This window comes from Pseudomonas sp. LB3P93 (genome assembly GCF_054898025.1).
The window spans coordinates 1599466-1618243 of the sequence record NZ_CM142713.1; the positions used below are offsets into that span (position 1 = coordinate 1599466).

Genomic DNA, 18778 nt, shown 5'->3' on the forward strand with positions numbered 1-18778 from the left:
CGATGTAACATTCAACATAAATGTTGAATGTGAAGGCCTCATCGCGGGCAAGCCCGCTCCCACAGGGGAAGGGTGTGACCGAGGCCCGGTGTCTGGTGTTAAGACCAGCACGCCGGGCCAAGTTCCTCAGGCAATCCCCAAAACCTTGAAAACAAATGCGTATTCGAGTGCTACGTCACGCAATCCTTGATATCGACCGCTCATCCCGCCATGCCCGGCGCCCAGTTCGGTCTTGAGCAGCAGGGGATGGGTGTCGGTTTTGGTCGCGCGCAACTTCGCCACCCACTTCGCCGCTTCCCAGTACTGCACACGGCTGTCGTTGTAGCCGGCGATCACCAGGGTCGCCGGATAGGCTTGCGCCGTGACGTTTTCGTACGGGGCGTAGGCCTTGATCCGATCATAAACGTCCGGCTCTTCAGGATTGCCCCATTCGTCGTATTCCGTAACCGTCAGCGGCAGGTCCGGGTCGAGCATGGTGTTGAGCACGTCGACGAATGGCACTTCAGCAATCGCCGCGCCGAACAGCTCCGGACGCTGATTGAGTACGGCGCCGATCAGCAACCCGCCGGCACTGCCGCCGCTGATCGCCAATTGCTGTGAAGTGGTGAAACCGTTGTCGATCAGGTGCTCGGCACAGGCGATAAAGTCGCTGAAGGTGTTGTGCTTGTGTTCTTGCTTGCCGGCGCGATACCAGGCTTCGCCCAGTTCACCGCCGCCACGCACGTGGGCGATGGCAAACGCCACGCCGCGGTCCAGCAAACTCAGGCGGGCGTGGGAGAACCACGGGTCGAGGCTCTCGCCATAGGCGCCGTAGCCGTAGAGATACAGTGGCGTCGGTTTGCCGAGTGCTTCGCGTTTGACCACGAAGCTGATCGGCACTTGCGTGCCGTCGGGTGCCGTCGCCCACAGGCGCTGGCTGACGTAAGCGTCGGCGTCGAACGGGCCGAGCACCGGGGTTTCCTTGAGGACTTTCTGCTCGCCACTGTCCAGTTCCAGCTGACGGATCTGCGCCGGACGGTTCAAGGCCTCGTAGCGCAGGCGGATTTTGTCGCTGACAAACTCCAGGCTGTTCTGCACGTGCAGGCTGTAAGCCGCATCCGGCAGTTGCACGCGGTAGCTCGGCAGGTCCTGCGGGTGGACTTCAATGACTGGCAGGCCGCCGACCCGCAGGCTCAGGGTCATCGCGCCGACGTTCAGGCTCATGCCTTCGATCATCGTGGTGTCGCTGTGGGGGATCAGGTTCTGCCAGTCGGCTTCGGTGGGCGCCACGCCGGTATCGACAGCGGTATACAGGGCAAAGTTGATGCCGTCGCGGTTGGTCCGGATGAACCAGGCCCACTCGCCGTTCAGCGTGCCGTGGTCGACGTCGTATTCATGGTCTTCAACCCGTGGCGCCAGGCACGTAAAGGCTTGCTGCGGCTGCGAGGCGTCGAGGACCCAGACTTCGCTGGTGGTCTTGCTGCCCAGCGACAACAGCAATTGCTGTTCGGAACTGGAGCGGTAGCAATGCAGGAAGAATCGTCCGTCCGGCTCATTGAACACTTCTTCGGCTGCCGTGCCGTCCAGTCGATAGCGCAACAGTTTGTGCGGGCGGTGGGTGTCGTCCAGTTCGCCAAAAAACAGCGTCAGGCTGTCGTTGGCCCAGGTCATGCTGCCGTCGCAGTCCTGAAATTCCAGTTCGCTGACACGGCCGCTGGATAATTCCTTCACGAACAGCGTGTAAATCTCATCGCCCGTGGCGTCGATGCTGTAGGCCAGGCGCTGATGATCCGGGCTGATGCTGAATGCGCCGAGGGAAAAGAAGCCGCCATTGGCCAGTTCGTTCGGGTCCAGCAGCAGCTGTTCCTGGCTTTCATCGAGCTGCAGGCTGTCATCGGCGGAACGCGGGCAGCGGTAGTGGCGGGCGTATTCGTCACCGGCGGTGGTGCGCGTGTAATACAGGTACGGGCCCCACGGGGAGGGCAGCGACAGGTCGGTTTCGAGAATCCGGCCCTTGATCTCCTCGAACAGGGTTTCGCGCAGCGCGGCCTGATCGGCGGTTTGCGCTTCTTGATAGCTGTTTTCAGCCTTGAGGTAGTCGAGCACCGCGTCGGTGTCGCGCTCCTGCAGCCAGGCATACGGGTCAGGGCCGTCGGCCTTGTGGGCAATCGGGGCGCTGGTGACGTTGGCGGATAAAGGCATGAAGGACTCTCGAACGTTGTACGGAAAATAGGGTTTCGCAGACAGCACGCAGGTCTTGGTGCCACTTCAGAACCTGTGGGAGCGAGCCTTTGTGGCGAGGGAGCTTGCTCCTGCTGGGTTGCGAAGCGACCCCAAAAGCTTTGCGACTGCTTCGCAGCCGAGCGGGAGCAAGCTCCCTCGCCACAGTTCGCTCCGACATGGATTACGCCTGACGGGCGAAAAGTCGTTACTATAAGCGCCTCTTTGCCTGCCTTGCCATGGACACCATGACCGAGAACGACTATCTGATCGCCTGGGGCCTCTACGCCTTTGCCGCTTTAGGCTGCCTGTTGGTGTGGATGCGCATGACCCGCTGGATGTGGCGTTGGCTGCGCGAACCGCTGCGGCTGCTGGTTGCCGTGCTGCTGTTCAGCCCGACCATTATCGACCCGGTGAAGGAAAAAGTGGCCCCGGCCATCGCCATCACCGCGCTCGATCTGCTGTTCAAGGTGGGCAACAACGCCTGGCGGGCGGTTTCCGATCTGTTCATGTACGGCATGATCGCCTTCGGCATTTACCTGGTTTACGTGGCGATCCGCTTCCCGCTCGAACGCGCCTCCAACGCTCGCAAGGAACAGGCTGCCGCCGCCAAGGCCGCGGCCCGGGCCGACGATCCTGAAGACGATCATCCGTTCGGCGGTGCCGGCGATGATCGTTACGGTCGTCCGCCAGTGCCGAGCAACCCTCAGCGATTGCGGGTCGAACCGCGTTTGTAACCTTGCCCCTGCCTTCCATCGAGAGTCCGAGCATGTGTGAGTTATTGGGCATGAGCGCCAATGTGCCGACCGATATCGTGTTCAGCTTTACCGGGCTGATGCAGCGCGGCGGCCGTACCGGTCCGCACCGTGACGGTTGGGGCATCGCCTTCTACGAAGGGCGCGGCCTGCGGCTGTTTCAGGACCCGGCAGCTAGCAGCGAGTCCGAAGTGGCAAACCTGGTGCAGCGCTATCCGATCAAAAGCGAAGTGGTGATCGGGCACATTCGCCAGGCCAACGTTGGCAAGGTCTGCCTGTCCAACACGCACCCATTCGTGCGCGAACTGTGGGGCCGCAACTGGTGTTTCGCCCACAACGGCCAGCTCGCGGATTTTGAACCGATCAAAAGCTTTTACCGCCCCGTCGGTGACACCGACAGCGAAGCGGCTTTCTGCGATTTGCTCAACCGTGTGCGCGCAGCGTTTCCGGAGCCAGTCGAGATCGAAGCGTTGCTGCCGGATCTGGTCGCCGCTTGCGCCGAATACCGCAGCAAAGGCGTGTTCAACTGCCTGCTGAGCGACGGCGACTGGTTGTTCTGCTATTGCTCGACCAAATTGGCCCAGATCACCCGTCGCGCGCCGTTCGGCCCGGCGCGGCTGAAGGATGTCGATGTGATCGTCGATTTCCAGGCTGAAACCACGCCCAACGATGTGGTCACGGTGATCGCCACCGAACCCCTGACCGAAAACGAAACCTGGACCCGCTACGAACCGGGCCAATGGAGCCTCTGGCGACGCGGCGAATGCGTCAGCCAGGGCCAGACCGAATAAGGATCTCACCCGATGTTGCTCAGTTATCTACGGCTGGTGTTGTTTGCGGCGGGCCTGTTGATCGGTGTCCAGGTGCCGGGGTTCATCAACGATTACGCCAAGCGTGTCGAAGCGCATCTGATTGAGGCGCAGACCGGCCTGAGCGGTTTTCAGGGCACGGCCAATCAGTTCTTCAAGGGCGATATGCAGGCGCTGGTCGCCCACTACCGCGCCAGCGAAGACCCTATTTTTCGCAGCGACGCCGACAGCCTGAGCACCCTGCTCACCCGTCAGCTGGCGCTCGATAAACAGTTCCAGGCCATGCAGGGCCCGTGGTACATCCGCGTCCTGCAGGTTGCGCTGGCGGCTGATCCGGATATTCGCAAGGAAACCTGGAATGGCTACAGCTACCAGATCCTGCTGACACCGGAAGCGATGATCTGGGGCATGAGCGGTGCGCTGCTGCTGTCCTTCGGCATCGAGTGCCTGTTCCGTCTGATCGACTGGGTGGTGCTGGGCGGCAAACGCCTGCGCCAGAGCCGCCCGATCGAAGACCGGGATGTGCGCGGCCTTTAGGCCGATGATCGTTCCCACGCTCCGCGTGGGAATGCCTCAGCGGACGCTCCGCGTTCGGCTTCGGATGGGACGCGGAGCGTCCCGGGCTGCATTCCCACGCAGAGCGTGGGAACGATCAGCTCAGCGCGCCAGGGTGATGTAGTCTTTACCCACCTTGCGCGCATACCCTTCCAGCACCTGCTGACACAACGCCACGATCTCCTCGACCCACTCCACGCCAACCCGCCACGACACCACGACCTGCAAGTTCGGCAGCTGTTGATCAATGGTCAGCAAAGTCAATTCCCCCCGAGCCAGCTCCTCGGCCACCAATACCGGCGGCAACGCCCCAATCCCGAATCCATCACGCAGCAACCGGGTAATCGCCGACACCGAATTCACGCAGTTCAGCCGAGGCGTCATCACCCCGTTAGCCTGCATCAGGCTCAGAATGTCCTGATGCGGATGTGAGTTCTTCGAGTAAGTAATGATCCGCTCTCGCGCCAGATCGGCAATGCCTGAGTACTCACGGTTGTAGATCGAATTACTGGCCACGATCCAGCCCATCGGATGGCTCGCCAGCTCCAGGCTGCGCACGCTTTCCTGACGAACGAGGTCGGTTTGCAGGATCAGGTCGAGAAAGCCTTTTTGCAGCTGATCGCAGAGGTTGAGCGCCGTATCGGCCACCAGCTCGATTTCCACCAGCGGATAATGATCCATCATCTGTGCCACCAACGGGCTCAGCCACGTGTGGATCACCGTGTCCATCACGCCGATCCGCACGCGTCCGACCTTGCTCGAACGTGTCTCGATCGACTGCTTGAGGGCCTGCATGGTGTCCATCATCTGCTCGGCGTATTCGAGCACTTTCAAGCCTTCGGGCGTTAGGCTCACGCCTCGGGAATCGCGAAGAAACAACTTCACCCCGAGCTCGCCTTCGAGCACCGCGATGCGACTGGAAATCGACGCTTGGGTGGTGAAGAGCTTGTCTGCGGTCAGGCGAAAACTCTTGAGTCGGGCGACCCAGACGAAGGTCTCGAGAAACTTCAAATTCATGGGATCTGCTCGGGGATAAAGAATTCTTATGTCTAGGGCGGGGTTTTATTAGTTGGACGCAACAGGGCCGGGCGCCCAAAAATCAGGCCATCCGGTTCCCACGATAGGCGTCGTCGGGGCTCAGAACAATACCAATAAAATCTGCACGGAGATTCGCCATGAGTGCGCCCGACACGCTCGACATCCCCAAAGCCACGCCTCGCCCGGGTCCTTTCGACTGGTATCGCAACATCAATCAGCAGGAGCGCCGCACCTTCTGGAGCTGCAAGATCGGCTATGGCCTGGACGGCATGGACACCCAGATGCTCAGCTTCGTGGTGCCGACCCTGATTGCCATGTGGGGCATCACCACCGGCGAGGCCGGGCTGATTCACACCAGCACCCTCATTGCTTCAGCCATCGGCGGTTGGGTTGCAGGCATTCTGTCCGACCGCATCGGCCGCGTGCGCACCTTGCAACTGACGGTGTTGTGGTTCGCCTTCTTCACCTTCCTCTGCGGCTTCGCGCAAAACTACGAGCAACTCTTGATCAGCCGCACCCTGATGGGCTTCGGCTTTGGCGGTGAGTGGACCGCCGGCGCGGTGCTGATGGGCGAAGTCATTCGCGCCAAGGACCGCGGCAAAGCGGTGGGCATGGTGCAATCGGGCTGGGCGCTGGGTTGGGGGCTGACGGCGATTCTCTATGCGCTGCTATTCTCGGTACTGCCGCCAGAAGACGCTTGGCGCGCGCTGTTTATCCTGGGCATCGTGCCGGCGATTTTCGTGATTTTCGTCCGTCGACTGGTCAAGGACCCGGAGATCTACCGCGAAGCCAAGGCCAAGCAGGAACCTGGCAACGCGGCTAAGTTCTACGAGATCTTCGCCCCCGGCATCCTGTTCACCACGATTCGCGCTTCGGTACTGACCACTGGCGCACTGGGCGGTTACTACGCGATCACGTCCTGGCTGCCGACTTTTCTGAAGAACGAGCGCGGTTTGAGCGTACTTGGCACGGGCGGTTATCTGGCGATGGTGATCGTCGGTTCCTACGTCGGCTACGTCATCAGTGCGTATTTGACCGACATCCTCGGGCGCAAAAAGAACTTCATCCTGTTCGCCGTGGGCTCGTTCACCATCGTGCTGCTCTATACCCAATTACCGGTGAGTAATGGCGTGATGCTGTGGCTGGGCTTCCCGCTGGGCTTCTTCGCCTCGGGGATTTTCAGTGGCATGGGCGCGTTTTTGACCGAGCTGTTTCCGACGCGGATTCGCGGCTCGGGCCAGGGTTTTTGCTACAACATCGGCCGGGCGCTGGCGGCGTTGTTCCCGCTGTTGATCGGTTTGATGAGCCAGAAGGTGCCATTGAGCGTAGGCATCGGGGCGTTTGCGGCGGTTTCCTACGGGGTGGTGATCCTTGCGGCGTTGAGCCTGCCGGAAACCCGTGGCAAACAACTCGAAGCCGAGTAACTGATAATCTGCGGGGCAACTGCCCGGCAGTAAAAAAAGAAAATGCCTACAGGAGTGTTCACCGTGAGCCGCCTGCTATTGAACTGCGACATCGGCGAGAGTTTCGGCAACTGGACCATGGGTCTGGACGCCGAGGTCATGCCCTTCATTGATTGCGCCAACATCGCCTGCGGCTTCCATGCCGGCGACCCGAGCATCATGCGCAAGACCGTCAGCCTGGCCTTGAGCAACGGCGTGAAGATCGGTGCGCACCCGGCCTATCAGGATCTGGTGGGTTTCGGCCGCCGCTCCATGGCCTACACCGCCCAAGAACTTCAGGACATTCTGCATTACCAGATCGGCGCCCTCGACGGCATTTGCCGGGCCCAGGGCGGGCGCATCAGTTACGTCAAACCGCACGGTGCGATGTACAACGACATGATGGCCAACCCGGCGCAATTGCGCGCGGTGCTTCAGGCCGTGGCGGCGTATGACCGGACCCTGCCGTTGATGCTGATGGCCACTCGCGACAACAGCGCCGCGCAGCAACTGGGTGAAGAATACGGCGTGACCCTGTGGTTCGAAGCCTTCGCCGATCGCGCCTACGACAGCGCCGGTATGCTGGTTTCGCGGCAACTGCCGGGGGCAGTGCATCACGATCCCGAGCGAATTATCGAGCAGGCGCTGACCATCGCCCGTGGCGACAACCTCACCGCCAGCGACGGCAGCTCGTTGCATTTACAGGCCAACACCCTTTGCGTCCACGGCGACAACGCCAGTTCGGTAGCCGCCGTGCGCCGGATTCGCGAAGCACTTGATCAGCAGAGCGCGCCATGAAACTGCGGGTTGAGGTAGTGGCGCTGGATTGTCTGATGGTGCGTCTGTTCGACGAAATTGCCGAAGCCAATATGCCGTGGATGCTGGCGGCCAGCGAAAACCTGCGTGCGGCGTTCGCCGGGCATTTGATCGATCTGGTGCCGTCTTACACGACGTTGATGGTGCATTACGACCTGACTGCGTTGAGTCCGGCGCAGGCCCGGGAACTGATCGCCGAAGCGCTGATCGACCTGTCACCCAACGCCCGCACCGGCGGCAAATGCCATGTGTTGCCGGTCTGGTATGACCTGAGCGTCGGCCCGGAGCTGAGCCTGTTGTCTCAGCGCAGCGGGCTGTCGGTGCACGAGGTGATCCGTCGTCACAGCGAGCGCGAATATCAGGTGTTCGCCTTGGGCTTTGCACCAGGGTTCGCCTTCATGGGGCTGGTGGAGGAAGTACTCGCCGCGCCGCGCCTGAATACACCGCGTAAAAAGGTTGCCGCCGGCAGTGTCGGCATCGCCGAACGGCAAACCGCCGCCTACCCGGTGGTTTCCCCCGGCGGCTGGAACCTGATCGGCCGCACGCCGGCCAAATTGTTCGACCGCGAACGCGACGGCTACAGTCTGATGCAACCGGGTGACACCGTGCGCTTTGAAGCGGTCAGTCATGCCGAGTTCATCAACCTGGGCGGTGACGACACGCCCTTGGAGGCCCAGGCATGAGCCGTCTATTGATTGAGGCGAGTACGCCGCTGTGCCTGTTGCAGGACGCTGGCCGTTTCGGCGTGCGGCATCTGGGCGTGACTCAGGGCGGCGGCTTGGATTGGCGCTCGATGTCGTGGGCCAACTGGCTGCTGGGTAACGGGCTGGATGCGCCGGTGATTGAAATCACCCTCGGCGGATTCAGCGTCGTGGCCGAGGAAGATTGCGTGTTGGCGCTGGCCGGGGCGGATCTGGGCGCGCAAGTGGATGGTGAGGCACTGGCGCCGTGGCGCAGTTTCCGGCTGAACAAAGGCCAGCGGTTGCAATTCACTCAGCCACTGCTCGGGGCGCGGGCTTACCTGGCGGCGCCGGGCGGGTTTGAGGCGCCGAAGGTGTTGGGCAGCAGCGCGACGGTGGTTCGTGAAGAGCTTGGCGGTCTGGATGGAATGGGCCGGCCTTTGGCCAAAGACGCTCAGTTAAGCTATCGCGGAAGTGCGCTGTTATTGCTGCGGGAGTTGCCGATGGAGCATCGGCCGGACTTCAAAGTCGATTCGCCACTGGATCTGGTCCTCGGCGCGCAGATCGGTGAGTTCAGCGGGCAAAGTCTGTTCGATGCATTCAACAGCGTCTGGACCCTCGACAGCCGTGCCGACCGCATGGGCATTCGCTTGCTGGGAACGGCGTTGCAGTACCAGGGCAAACCGATGATTTCCGAAGGCATACCCCTCGGCGCCGTCCAAGTGCCGCCGGATGGGCAGCCGATTGTGTTGCTCAATGATCGGCAGACCATTGGCGGTTATCCGCGATTGGGGGCGTTGACGCCGTTGGCGCTGGCACGGCTGGCGCAGTGTTTGCCAGGTGCGAAGGTGCGATTGCGGCCGGTGGTGCAAGAGGTAGCGCATCGGGAGCAGGTCGAGTATTTGCGCCGGTTCTAACTGTGGCGAGGGAGCTTGCTCCCGCTGGGCTGCGAAGCGGCCCCAAAAATGGGACTGCTGCGCAGCCCAACGGGAGCAAGCTCCCTCGCCACAAGGTCAACGCTCTATTTGGAAAGAAACCGCATCCCTTCCTCCAACCCGCGCAACGTCAGCGGGTACATCTGGTCGTCAATCAAGTCCCGCACGATATTGGTCGAAGACGTATAGCCCCACGTATCTTTCGGATACGGGTTGATCCAGATGACCTTCTTGTACTTCTCCATGAACCGCTGCATCCACACATAACCGGCTTCTTCGTTCCAGTGCTCGACGCTGCCACCGGCCTGGGTGATTTCATAAGGCGCCATTGCAGCATCGCCAATGAAGATCACTTTGTAGTCGGCGCCGTACTTGTGCAGCAGGTCCTGGGTCGACGTGCGCTCGGAAGTGCGGCGCATGTTGTTCTTCCACACCGATTCATAAATGAAGTTGTGGAAGTAGAAGTACTCCAGGTGCTTGAACTCGGTCTTGCAGGCCGAAAACAACTCCTCGCAAATCTTCACGTGAGCGTCCATCGAGCCGCCGATGTCGAACAGCAGCAACAGCTTGACGGTGTTGCGCCGCTCCGGCCGCATCTGGATGTTCAGCAGGCCGGCATCGCGCGCGGTGTGGTCGATGGTGCCATCGATGTCCAGCTCTTCCGCCGCACCCTGACGCGCAAATTTGCGCAAGCGACGCAGGGCGACCTTGATATTGCGCGTGCCCAACTCGACCGAATCGTCGAGGTTCTTGTACTCGCGCTGATCCCACACCTTGACCGCTTTGCCCTGGCGCTTGCCGGCATCGCCGACCCGAATGCCTTCCGGGTTGAAGCCGCCGGAGCCGAACGGGCTGGTGCCGCCGGTGCCGATCCACTTGTTGCCGCCGGCGTGACGTTCTTTCTGTTCTTCGAGGCGTTTCTTGAACTCTTCGATCAGCTTGTCCAGGCCGCCGAGGGACTGGATCGCGGCCCGCTCTTCTTCGGTCAGGGAACGTTCGAATTCCTTGCGCAGCCAGTCTTCAGGAATCAACGCCTGAAGGTGATCGTCGAGTTTTTCCAGGCCATTGAAGTAGGCGCCGAACGCGCGGTCGAACTTGTCGAAATGCCGTTCGTCCTTCACCAGAATTGCCCGGGACAAGTAATAGAACTCGTCCATGTCGGCGAAGGTCACGCGCTGTTTCAGCGCGTTGATCAGGTCCAGCAGCTCGCGCACCGAGACCGGCACCTTGGCTGCGCGCATTTCATTGAACAGGTTGAGCAGCATGGCGATCAGCCTCTTAGCGGGTGCCGCGACGGCTCATGAACGCCAGACGCTCAAGCAACTGAACGTCCTGTTCGTTCTTCACCAGTGCGCCTGCCAGCGGCGGAATCGCTTTGGTCGGATCGCGTTCGCGCAATACCGCTTCGCCGATGTTGTCGGCCATCAGCAGTTTCAGCCAGTCCACCAGCTCCGAGGTCGACGGCTTTTTCTTCAGGCCAGGGACCTTGCGAACGTCGAAGAACACGTCCAGCGCTTCGCTGACCAGGTCCTTCTTGATGTTCGGGTAGTGCACGTCGACGATCTTCTGCAGCGTCACGCGATCGGGGAACGCGATGTAGTGGAAGAAGCAGCGGCGCAGGAACGCGTCCGGCAGCTCTTTCTCGTTGTTGGAGGTAATGATGATGATCGGGCGTTTCTTGGCCTTGATGGTCTCGTCGATCTCGTAAACGTAGAACTCCATCTTGTCGAGTTCTTGCAACAGGTCGTTGGGGAACTCGATGTCAGCCTTGTCGATTTCGTCGATCAACAGGATCACCCGCTCTTCGGACTCGAAAGCCTCCCAGAGCTTGCCCTTTTTCAGGTAGTTGCGAACGTCATGGACCTTTTCCGTGCCCAGTTGCGAGTCACGCAGACGGCTGACCGCGTCGTACTCGTACAGGCCCTGATGCGCCTTGGTCGTGGACTTGATGTGCCAGGTGATCAATTTGGCGCCGAAGGACTCGGCCAGTTGTTCGGCGAGCATGGTTTTGCCGGTGCCCGGCTCGCCCTTGACCAGCAGTGGACGCTCCAGGGTAATGGCGGCGTTGACCGCCAGCTTCAGGTCATCGGTGGCGACGTAGGCCTGGGTGCCTTCGAACTTCATCTGCTAATCCTCGAACGGTAATGCCGACCTGAACGGGGCAGGGCGGAGCGCAATAATTGTAGTACCCGACTATAACGCGCTGCCCCGTCGACTGTGAACGCAGACGGCTTATTCAGTCTCTGAATGGGGCGTCACATCTTGACTCAGTCTCGGCTGCTAGCCAGTATTGAGCTATCGCCATTTTGGCGATAGCTTGCGGGGCATGTCTAAAGAATCGATGTTACCGATGAAACGACCACGGCTGTCGGCTGTGCAGGCGTTGCCGGACTACCGCCTGGCGCTGACGTTTATCGACGGTCAGCAACTGACCCTCGATTTGAGTCACGACTTGCACGCCTATTCAGGATTGCAGCCATTGCTGGAGGCTGGCGCATTCGAAAGTGCAATGTCGGGCGATGACGGCTGGAGTGTCGAGTGGCCCGAGCACGACATCCAGATCGGCGCCGACACTCTTTATCTGGATGCGCTCGCGCAAAACGCATCGGACGAAAACACCCGGATCTTTATCGATTGGCGCGCCCGTACCGGATTGCCGCTCAATCAGGCGGCGGAAGCGTTGGGAGTTAGCGCCCGCAGCATCACGCGTTATAGCAGCGGGCGTGAACCGGTGCCCCGATCATTGGCGCTGGCCTGTCTGGGCTGGGATTTCCTGCAGCAGCAAGCGAGCCCGATGCGGGCCGCCGAAGAAACCGGGCGCTACACCGTTACGCGCAAACCCTAACCAGCCTCCGGCTTCGGCCGTTCATACCGGGCATTGAATGCCTGAACAAAACCATTGCGTAAAATCTGCAAAAACGCCTGGAACGCGCTGATATCTTGTCGATGCACATTGCCGCTCAGTTCGACGCGAGTTGCGAATTGGTTCTTGCCCTGATTTTTCAGCACGGTTTCGGAGCCCCCGACGATGGCCTCCCAGATGGAACGGAAAAGTCCCTTGTCCTTGTTTTCCACATCCTGCTGCCAGTTGAACACGTCGACGTCTTTCAACAGCGGTTTGATGTAGCCGGTCAGTTTGGCTTTCTTGGCTTGCGCTTCTATCACCACATCGCCGTGACCGGCGTTGAAGTCGAACTTGCCATAGGCCGAGGCGAAGTCGTTCATGCGTTTGAGTTCAATGTCCTTGGCCCGCAGGCGGAACTCGAAGTCTTCAAAGTTGCTTAACGGGTCGAAGGTTGCCGTTGTTTCCAGTGGCGCGTGGCCCAGCAACAGCGCCTTGCCTTCAAAGCGGGCGTCGCGCTTGCCTTCGGTATCGACCACGTTGGTCAGGTTGTAAAGGCTGGCGTTGACCTGGGTGGCGTTCATGTTGACGGGGGGCTTGGAATTGAAGTTTCGAAAGGTGATCTTGCCGTCGTAGATGCGTATTTCATTAAAGGTGAACGGTGCCAGTTTACCCAACTGTGCGCGCCAGTCGGTGCCTTGACCGGTCTGGGAGTTTTGTTTGTTGGCGCCGCCGTCGACGAAGTTCACCTCGGGGTTGAAGAACTGCACCTCGGCCACCACTGCGCGGTCGGACCAGAGTGAGTGCCAACTGACAGAAAGGTCGATCAGCGGCGCATTGACGAACGGCACCGGGACCTTGCCGTCGACCTTGACGATTTTCAAACCGTTGATTTTGTAGGCGCCGCGCCACCAGGCCAGGTCCACGTCGGTGACCTGACCTCGGTAATCACCCATGTCTGCCAGTTTGTCGTTCAGGTAATCGCGCACCAGGTAGGGCAGGGCGATGTGCAGGGCAATCAGCAGCACAACGAGGCCGGCGAAGGTCCACAGGGGCCAACTGTATCGACGTTTCATGGCAGCAAATCTCTGGCGATGTAAAGCCATTGACTGCGGCGGCCACCGGACGTTCGACCTGACTGGACGACCATCGGCAACAGGCATACCTTTGGGAGCTTATTCAACGCTGTACAAGGACCCAGCCATGAGCCGTATTTACGCTGACAACGCCCATTCCATCGGCAATACGCCGCTGGTGCAGATCAACCGCATTGCCCCACGCGGCGTGACCATCCTGGCCAAGATCGAAGGGCGCAACCCGGGTTATTCGGTCAAGTGCCGGATCGGCGCGAGCATGATCTGGGACGCCGAAAGCTCCGGCAAACTAAAGCCTGGCATGACCATCATCGAACCGACGTCGGGCAATACCGGCATTGGCCTGGCGTTTGTTGCCGCTGCCCGTGGTTACAAATTGATGCTGACGATGCCGGCGTCGATGAGCATAGAGCGACGCAAGGTTCTCAAGGCGCTGGGCGCCGAACTGGTATTGACCGAACCGGCCAAGGGCATGAAGGGCGCAATCGAGAAGGCTGCCGAAATTCTGGCCAGCGATCCGGCCAAATACTTCATGCCGGCGCAGTTCGACAACCCGGCCAACCCGGCCATCCACGAGAAAACCACCGGCCCGGAAATCTGGAACGACACCGACGGCGCGGTCGATGTGCTGGTAGCGGGTGTTGGAACCGGCGGAACCATTACTGGCGTTTCGCGGTATATCAAGAATACCCAGGGCAAACCGATTATCTCGGTGGCGGTGGAGCCGATGGTGTCGCCTGTGATTTCTCAGGCGATTGCCGGTGAGGAGATCAAGCCTAGCCCTCACAAAATCCAGGGGATCGGTGCCGGTTTTGTCCCGAAGAATCTGGATCTGGCGATGGTCGATCGGGTTGAGTTGGTCAGCGACGACGAATCCAAGGCCATGGCCCTGCGCCTGATGCAGGAAGAAGGGATTTTGTGCGGTATTTCCTGTGGCGCCGCGATGGCGGTGGCGGTGCGTTTGGCCGAAACACCGGAAATGCAGGGCAAGACTATCGTGGTGATCCTGCCGGACTCCGGTGAGCGCTATCTGTCGAGCATGTTGTTCAGTGATCTGTTTACCGAGCAGGAGAATCAGCAGTAAAGCGGTGACGTCTGCGCGATCGTTTAAACGTGTGGCGAGGGGGCTGATTCAGGTCAGCCCCCGTTCAGGAACCTTATGTTAATAAGTGCTTTATTGCACAAACCTTAATACTGAATGTCGAGTTTTGCGGGTTTTTCCCGAGGCCGGTAGTGTTTATCATGGCCGACTGCCACGTCGGGTAAATGGCGTTGTGCATAGAACCAATACTCAAGGAGCCGTAGATGACCTTTTCCTTTGCCGCGAAAGCGTCAGTGTTGCTGCTATTCCTGGGTAGCACCCTCTATGTGCATTTGCGCGGCAAGGCTCGATTGCCGGTTCTGCGTCAGTTCGTCAACCATTCGGCCCTGTTCGCACCGTACAACGCGTTGATGTACCTGTTCTCCGGCGTGCCGTCCAAACCCTATCTGGACCGCAGCAAATTCCCGGAGCTGGACGTACTCAAGGACAACTGGGAAGTTATCCGCGACGAAGCCATGCACCTGTTCGACGAGGGTTACATCTGTGCCGCCGAAAAGAACAACGATGCCGGTTTCGGTTCGTTCTTCAAGAAAGGGTGGAAACGTTTCTACCTCAAGTGGTACGACAAACCTCTGCCATCAGCCGAAACCTTGTGCCCGAAAACCGTGGCCTTGGTCAGCAGCATTCCCAACGTCAAGGGCGCGATGTTCGCGTTGCTGCCGGGTGGCAGCCACCTCAACCCGCACCGCGATCCGTTTGCCGGTTCGTTGCGTTATCACCTGGGGCTGTCGACGCCTAACTCCGATGACTGCCGCATTTTTGTCGACGGTCAGGTTTACGCCTGGCGTGACGGTGAAGACGTGATGTTCGATGAGACCTACGTGCATTGGGTCAAGAACGAAACCGAGAAAACTCGAGTCATTCTGTTCTGTGACATCGAGCGACCGCTGAGCAGCCGTGTCATGACTCGTATCAACCGCTGGGTCAGCGGCTCGCTCGGTCGCGCCACCGCACCACAGAATCTTGATGATGAACGGGTTGGCGGGATTAACCAGGTTTACGCCTGGAGCAAGAGTTCCAGCGACAAGGTCAGCGGTGTGGTCAAGCGCTGGAAGCGTCGTAATCCCAAGGCATACCGCGTGCTTCGGCCGGTGCTGGCGGTGGTGGTGTTGACGTTGTTGGGGGATTGGTTGTTTGGGTGACTGGATGCAATAGAAAACCGCTCCTTGGGAGCGGTTTTTTTATGACGGTGATGGACTACCCGATTTTTGGTAATCGGCTGGCGGCATTGAGCATGCTGGGCATCATCGGTCTGGTCTTCGTGTTCCGTAAAACAGTGTAAAAATGATAAGGCCTGGAACGTTGCTCCGGGCCTTTTTCATTTGGCCGGCACCGGTGAAGCGATGGTGCATGGCAGGCCGTATCCGGCGACGTCGGATTCGCGTGGGACGTCGGTCGGGACGTTGGCGATTGAGCGGTTTCTGCGGCCGATGTGCTTCCAGAATTATCCGGATGCGTTGCTGCCGGAGGCGTTGCAGAACGCCAATCCGCTGGGGATTCGGCGGTTGGTGGATGGGGAGGTGAGTCAGTCAGCTTTGTAGTGTCTGAGCTGGCGCCATCGCGGGCAAGCCCGCTCCCACAGTGATTGGTGTCGTATACAGATTCTGTGATCAATACCAAACCCTGTGGGAGCGGGCTTGCCCGCGATGACGGCATCAGCCACTCCACAAATCTACTTGGCCGCCACCGCCGCAGCCTTCACCACCGAAGGCTTCAACACCAGCCACAACGCCGCCGCAATCAACACCCCGCCATAGATATGCGCCATCGACAGCGGCTCATCCAGCAACAGCGCCCCCCACAACACCCCGAACGGCGGGATCAGGAAGGTCGTGGTCATCGACCTCACTGGTCCGATCGAGCTGAGCAAACGGAAGTAAATGATGTATGCAAGCGCGGTACACACCAGCCCCAACCCGAGCAACGACAGCCAGACATTCCAGCCGCCCCAGCTGGCCGGTGGCTGGCTGATTACGCTGTAGCCGAACAACGGCAGCAAAAACAGCGTCGCCCCGAGCATGCTGCCCAGCGCCGAAAGACGGCTGTCGAGACCGCCCGCGTGATCAAGCCAGCGGCGGGCCAGGAACCCGGCAAAGCCATAACAGGTGGTGGCGAGCAGGCAGGCGACGGCGCCCATCAGCAATTCCATGTCGAACGCCACCGGCCCGGCTCGGGTCAGGACGCCTACGCCGAGCAGCCCGAGGAACACGCCGCCAAGCTTGGCAGCGGTCAGTCTTTCATGGAAAAACAGACCGCCGATCAATACGCCCATCAATGGCGTGGTGGCATTGAAAATCGCCGAATAGCCGGCCGGCAGCACTTGGGCGGCCACGGAATAGAGCGTCGCCGGAATCCCGGAGTTGATCACGCCAAGCAGCATCACCGTCTTCAGCTTGCCTTTGAAATCCCAGCTGATGCGCATCAGCCCGAGGATCACCAGCAAGCCGGTGGCGGCAATCGACACGCGGAAAAAGGCCGTGGGGATTGTGCCAATCACTGGGGCGATGATGCGCATGAACAGAAAGCTCGCACCCCAGATCGCTGCCAGCGACAGTAAACGGAAAGTATCGACAGGGCTCACGGTGCATTCCTTCCTTGATGAGGACGAGAGTGTTGCCGAGCGCCTTATCCATGGCAACCGAAAAACGAGCATTTAACTCAAGCCGAAAATTACGCTTCTCCTGCACCCGGTTCACTGGCTAAGCTCAGGGCTCCCGAATTCCCGCAGAGGTCTCACCATGCCGCAGCAATGGCCAGCCGCCGACATCGCCCGAATGATCCTCGATGGCTTTGACGATTACCGCGAGCATTTCCGCCAGATCACCGACGGCGCCCGGGCCCGTTTTGAGCAGGCCAAGTGGCAGGAGGCCCAGGTAGCCTCGGCCGCGCGGATCAATCTGTACGAAGAGAAAGTCAGCGAAACGGTCGACCGCCTGCGCATCGCGTTTGACGCCGACACGCTGGACGTCAGTTGCTGGCCGCTGGTCAAAAGCGCTTACATCACCCTGATCGACCTGCGCTTCGACGATGAACTGTCCGAGACCTGGTACAACTCGATTTTCTGCGGGCTGTTCAGCCATGACCTGATCAGCGACGGCTGCATGTTCATTCACACCACCCGGCCAAGCCTGCGCCGGGCTCGTGCTGCGCAAACCCGGACCTACAAGCCGCAGGGCCAGTTGTCCGGCATGCTCGCGAGCATTTTTGCCGATTACAGCTTCAGCGAGGATTACGCCGATCTGGCCGGCGACTTGCGCCGCCTCGAAGCACAACTGCGCGAGAACCTGCCGGACTGGGTGTGCAAGGACCCGGAATTGAGCGTCGAACTGTTTTCCTCGGTGCTCTACCGCAACAAGGGCGCGTACCTGGTGGGACGCATCTACACCAACGACGAGCAATGGCCGCTGGCGATTCCGCTGCTGCACCTCGAAGGTCGCGGCATCCAGATCGATGCGCTGATCACCGATGAAGCGGACGTGTCGATCATCTTCTCGTTCACTCGCTCGTATTTCATGGTGGATGTGCCGGTGCCGGCGGAGTTCATCGGTTTCCTGCGGCGGATCCTGCCGGGCAAACACATCGCCGAGCTGTACACCTCGATTGGTTTCTACAAGCACGGCAAGTCCGAGTTCTACCGGGCGCTGATCAATCACCTGGCCAGCACCGACGACCAATTCATCATGGCCCCCGGTGTGCGCGGCATGGTGATGAGCGTGTTCACGTTGCCGGGCTTCAACACCGTGTTCAAAATCATCAAGGACCGTTTCTCGCCGTCGAAAAACGTCGACCGCGCCACGGTGATCGAAAAATACCGACTGGTGAAAAGCGTCGACCGCGTCGGGCGCATGGCCGATACCCAGGAATTCGCCGATTTTCGCTTCCCGTTGAGCAAGTTCGATCCGGCGTGCCTGGAAGAACTGCTTGAGGTGGCCGCGTCCACGGTGTCGGTGGAAGGCGACACGGTGTTGATTCGTCACTGCTGGACTGAACGGCGAATGACCCCGCTGAATCTGTACCTGGAAAACGCCAACGAGGCGCAGGTGCGCGAGGCGCTGGAAGATTACGGTCTGGCGATCAAACAACTGGCGGCGGCGAACATCTTTCCCGGCGACATGCTGTTGAAGAACTTCGGCGTCACCCGGCACGGTCGCGTGGTGTTTTATGACTATGACGAGATTTGTTTCCTGACGGAGGCCAACTTCCGTCACATCCCGCAACCGCGCACACCGGAAGACGAGATGGCGTCCGAACCGTGGTATTCGATCGGGCCGCTGGATGTGTTTCCCGAAGAGTTTCCGCCGTTCCTGTTTGCCGATTCCGGGCAGAGGAAGCTGTTTGACCAGTTACATGGCGAGTTGTACAACGCCGATTACTGGAAAAGCCTCCAGGAATCCATTCGCGCCGGCAAGGTGATCGACGTGTTCCCGTATCGCCGAAAAGGCCTTGATAACGAATAGTCCCACACCGTCACACCCGACACCGATCGTTCCCACGCTCTGCGTGGGAATGCC

17 protein-coding genes and 2 pseudogenes are annotated in these 18778 nt (G+C 59.9%); 13 read left to right on the forward strand and 6 right to left on the reverse strand.

Annotation, left to right across the window (positions count from 1 at the left end):
- Nucleotides 1–126: 126 nt before the first annotated feature.
- Entirely contained in the window at nucleotides 127–2181 is a 2055-nt protein-coding gene (locus ACYZT8_RS07130) for a S9 family peptidase (protein ID WP_461980130.1), read from the reverse strand.
- A 257-nt stretch (nucleotides 2182–2438) separates the two neighbouring features.
- Here ACYZT8_RS07130 and ACYZT8_RS07135 point away from each other — a divergent pair, with 257 nt between their 5' ends.
- Genes ACYZT8_RS07135 through ACYZT8_RS07145 form a run of 3 tightly spaced genes read left to right on the forward strand, consistent with a single transcriptional unit; the run spans nucleotide 2439 to nucleotide 4300 of the window.
- Nucleotides 2439–2936, forward strand: coding sequence for an MFS transporter (locus tag ACYZT8_RS07135; RefSeq protein ID WP_461957680.1), 498 nt, complete (start codon nucleotides 2439–2441; stop codon nucleotides 2934–2936).
- A 32-nt stretch (nucleotides 2937–2968) separates the two neighbouring features.
- Entirely contained in the window at nucleotides 2969–3745 is a 777-nt protein-coding gene (locus ACYZT8_RS07140; RefSeq protein WP_461980131.1) for a class II glutamine amidotransferase, read from the forward strand.
- Between the two features lie 12 nt (nucleotides 3746–3757).
- A complete protein-coding gene (locus ACYZT8_RS07145) occupies nucleotides 3758–4300 on the forward strand; it encodes a DUF2937 family protein (RefSeq protein WP_448092066.1) in 543 nt (180 codons plus the stop codon).
- A 120-nt stretch (nucleotides 4301–4420) separates the two neighbouring features.
- On the opposite strand, the gene ACYZT8_RS07150 is transcribed toward ACYZT8_RS07145, so the two are convergent.
- Nucleotides 4421–5335, reverse strand: coding sequence for a LysR family transcriptional regulator (locus ACYZT8_RS07150; RefSeq protein WP_461980132.1), 915 nt, complete (start codon nucleotides 5333–5335; stop codon nucleotides 4421–4423).
- 158 nt (nucleotides 5336–5493) lie between these two features.
- On the opposite strand from ACYZT8_RS07150, the gene ACYZT8_RS07155 reads away from it, so the two are divergent.
- From ACYZT8_RS07155 to ACYZT8_RS07170, 4 genes are all read left to right on the forward strand, one after another.
- Nucleotides 5494–6780 carry an MFS transporter gene (locus ACYZT8_RS07155; protein ID WP_094468621.1) on the forward strand — a complete coding sequence of 429 codons (1287 nt, stop codon included), beginning with the start codon at nucleotides 5494–5496 and terminating at the stop codon, nucleotides 6778–6780.
- Between the two features lie 63 nt (nucleotides 6781–6843).
- Nucleotides 6844–7596, forward strand: a complete 753-nt coding sequence (locus tag ACYZT8_RS07160) for a 5-oxoprolinase subunit PxpA (protein ID WP_461980133.1) — start codon at nucleotides 6844–6846, stop codon at nucleotides 7594–7596.
- On the forward strand, nucleotides 7593–8297 hold the full coding sequence (locus ACYZT8_RS07165; RefSeq protein ID WP_461980134.1) for a 5-oxoprolinase subunit B family protein: 705 nt from the start codon (nucleotides 7593–7595) through the stop codon (nucleotides 8295–8297). Before ACYZT8_RS07160 ends, ACYZT8_RS07165 begins: the two co-directional genes overlap by 4 nt.
- The gene (locus ACYZT8_RS07170) at nucleotides 8294–9211 is read left to right on the forward strand and encodes a 5-oxoprolinase subunit C family protein (protein ID WP_461980135.1); all 918 of its coding nucleotides are present in this window, start codon (nucleotides 8294–8296) and stop codon (nucleotides 9209–9211) included. Before ACYZT8_RS07165 ends, ACYZT8_RS07170 begins: the two co-directional genes overlap by 4 nt.
- 104 nt (nucleotides 9212–9315) lie before the next feature.
- Here ACYZT8_RS07170 and ACYZT8_RS07175 read toward each other — a convergent pair whose 3' ends face one another.
- Together ACYZT8_RS07175 and ACYZT8_RS07180 are read right to left on the reverse strand one after the other, a co-directional pair.
- Complete coding sequence (locus ACYZT8_RS07175; RefSeq protein WP_077749161.1) at nucleotides 9316–10494, reverse strand: vWA domain-containing protein; 1179 nt, start codon at nucleotides 10492–10494, stop codon at nucleotides 9316–9318.
- Between the two features lie 13 nt (nucleotides 10495–10507).
- A complete protein-coding gene (locus ACYZT8_RS07180) occupies nucleotides 10508–11353 on the reverse strand; it encodes an AAA family ATPase (protein ID WP_010462104.1) in 846 nt (281 codons plus the stop codon).
- Nucleotides 11354–11570: 217 nt separating this feature from the next.
- Between ACYZT8_RS07180 and ACYZT8_RS07185 the strand changes: the two genes are divergently transcribed.
- Nucleotides 11571–12074, forward strand: coding sequence for a DUF2442 domain-containing protein (locus ACYZT8_RS07185; RefSeq protein ID WP_461982390.1), 504 nt, complete (start codon nucleotides 11571–11573; stop codon nucleotides 12072–12074).
- Here ACYZT8_RS07185 and ACYZT8_RS07190 read toward each other — a convergent pair.
- Nucleotides 12071–13147 carry an AsmA family protein gene (locus ACYZT8_RS07190; protein ID WP_461980136.1) on the reverse strand — a complete coding sequence of 359 codons (1077 nt, stop codon included), beginning with the start codon at nucleotides 13145–13147 and terminating at the stop codon, nucleotides 12071–12073. The genes ACYZT8_RS07185 and ACYZT8_RS07190 overlap by 4 nt on opposite strands.
- A 127-nt stretch (nucleotides 13148–13274) precedes the next feature.
- On the opposite strand from ACYZT8_RS07190, the gene cysK reads away from it, so the two are divergent.
- The 4 genes and pseudogenes from cysK to ACYZT8_RS07210 all read left to right on the forward strand — a co-directional run.
- Entirely contained in the window at nucleotides 13275–14249 is a 975-nt protein-coding gene (cysK, locus tag ACYZT8_RS07195) for a cysteine synthase A (protein ID WP_461980137.1), read from the forward strand.
- Between the two features lie 221 nt (nucleotides 14250–14470).
- Nucleotides 14471–15409 (forward strand): aspartyl/asparaginyl beta-hydroxylase domain-containing protein, encoded by a 939-nt coding sequence (locus ACYZT8_RS07200; RefSeq protein WP_461980138.1) that lies wholly within the window; start codon nucleotides 14471–14473, stop codon nucleotides 15407–15409.
- 47 nt (nucleotides 15410–15456) lie between these two features.
- Nucleotides 15457–15549: pseudogene (locus ACYZT8_RS07205) on the forward strand (EamA family transporter); the annotation flags it as partial.
- Between the two features lie 55 nt (nucleotides 15550–15604).
- Nucleotides 15605–15808, forward strand: a pseudogene (locus tag ACYZT8_RS07210) (aldehyde dehydrogenase (NADP(+))); the annotation flags it as partial.
- A gap of 131 nt (nucleotides 15809–15939) precedes the next feature.
- On the opposite strand, the gene ACYZT8_RS07215 reads toward ACYZT8_RS07210, so the two are convergent.
- Nucleotides 15940–16848, reverse strand: a complete 909-nt coding sequence (locus ACYZT8_RS07215) for a DMT family transporter (RefSeq protein WP_461980139.1) — start codon at nucleotides 16846–16848, stop codon at nucleotides 15940–15942.
- A 157-nt stretch (nucleotides 16849–17005) separates the two neighbouring features.
- Here ACYZT8_RS07215 and aceK point away from each other — a divergent pair, with 157 nt between their 5' ends.
- Nucleotides 17006–18724, forward strand: coding sequence for a bifunctional isocitrate dehydrogenase kinase/phosphatase (aceK, locus tag ACYZT8_RS07220; RefSeq protein ID WP_461980140.1), 1719 nt, complete (start codon nucleotides 17006–17008; stop codon nucleotides 18722–18724).
- Nucleotides 18725–18778: the final 54 nt, after the last annotated feature.

Bases quoted from the DNA above. Each gene is read 5' to 3' on its own strand.
- ACYZT8_RS07175 (WP_077749161.1), bottom strand. From the start codon at position 10,494: ATGCTGCTCAACCTGTTCAATGAAATGCGCGCAGCCAAGGTGCCGGTC.
- ACYZT8_RS07190 (WP_461980136.1), bottom strand. From the start codon at position 13,147: ATGAAACGTCGATACAGTTGGCCCCTGTGGACCTTCGCCGGCCTCGTT.
- ACYZT8_RS07145 (WP_448092066.1), top strand. From the start codon at position 3,758: ATGTTGCTCAGTTATCTACGGCTGGTGTTGTTTGCGGCGGGCCTGTTG.
- ACYZT8_RS07170 (WP_461980135.1), top strand. From the start codon at position 8,294: ATGAGCCGTCTATTGATTGAGGCGAGTACGCCGCTGTGCCTGTTGCAG.
- ACYZT8_RS07150 (WP_461980132.1), bottom strand. From the start codon at position 5,335: ATGAATTTGAAGTTTCTCGAGACCTTCGTCTGGGTCGCCCGACTCAAG.
- ACYZT8_RS07200 (WP_461980138.1), top strand. From the start codon at position 14,471: ATGACCTTTTCCTTTGCCGCGAAAGCGTCAGTGTTGCTGCTATTCCTG.
- ACYZT8_RS07185 (WP_461982390.1), top strand. From the start codon at position 11,571: ATGTTACCGATGAAACGACCACGGCTGTCGGCTGTGCAGGCGTTGCCG.
- ACYZT8_RS07155 (WP_094468621.1), top strand. From the start codon at position 5,494: ATGAGTGCGCCCGACACGCTCGACATCCCCAAAGCCACGCCTCGCCCG.
- cysK (WP_461980137.1), top strand. From the start codon at position 13,275: ATGAGCCGTATTTACGCTGACAACGCCCATTCCATCGGCAATACGCCG.
- ACYZT8_RS07135 (WP_461957680.1), top strand. From the start codon at position 2,439: ATGGACACCATGACCGAGAACGACTATCTGATCGCCTGGGGCCTCTAC.
- ACYZT8_RS07130 (WP_461980130.1), bottom strand. From the start codon at position 2,181: ATGCCTTTATCCGCCAACGTCACCAGCGCCCCGATTGCCCACAAGGCC.
- ACYZT8_RS07180 (WP_010462104.1), bottom strand. From the start codon at position 11,353: ATGAAGTTCGAAGGCACCCAGGCCTACGTCGCCACCGATGACCTGAAG.
- ACYZT8_RS07165 (WP_461980134.1), top strand. From the start codon at position 7,593: ATGAAACTGCGGGTTGAGGTAGTGGCGCTGGATTGTCTGATGGTGCGT.
- aceK (WP_461980140.1), top strand. From the start codon at position 17,006: ATGCCGCAGCAATGGCCAGCCGCCGACATCGCCCGAATGATCCTCGAT.
- ACYZT8_RS07140 (WP_461980131.1), top strand. From the start codon at position 2,969: ATGTGTGAGTTATTGGGCATGAGCGCCAATGTGCCGACCGATATCGTG.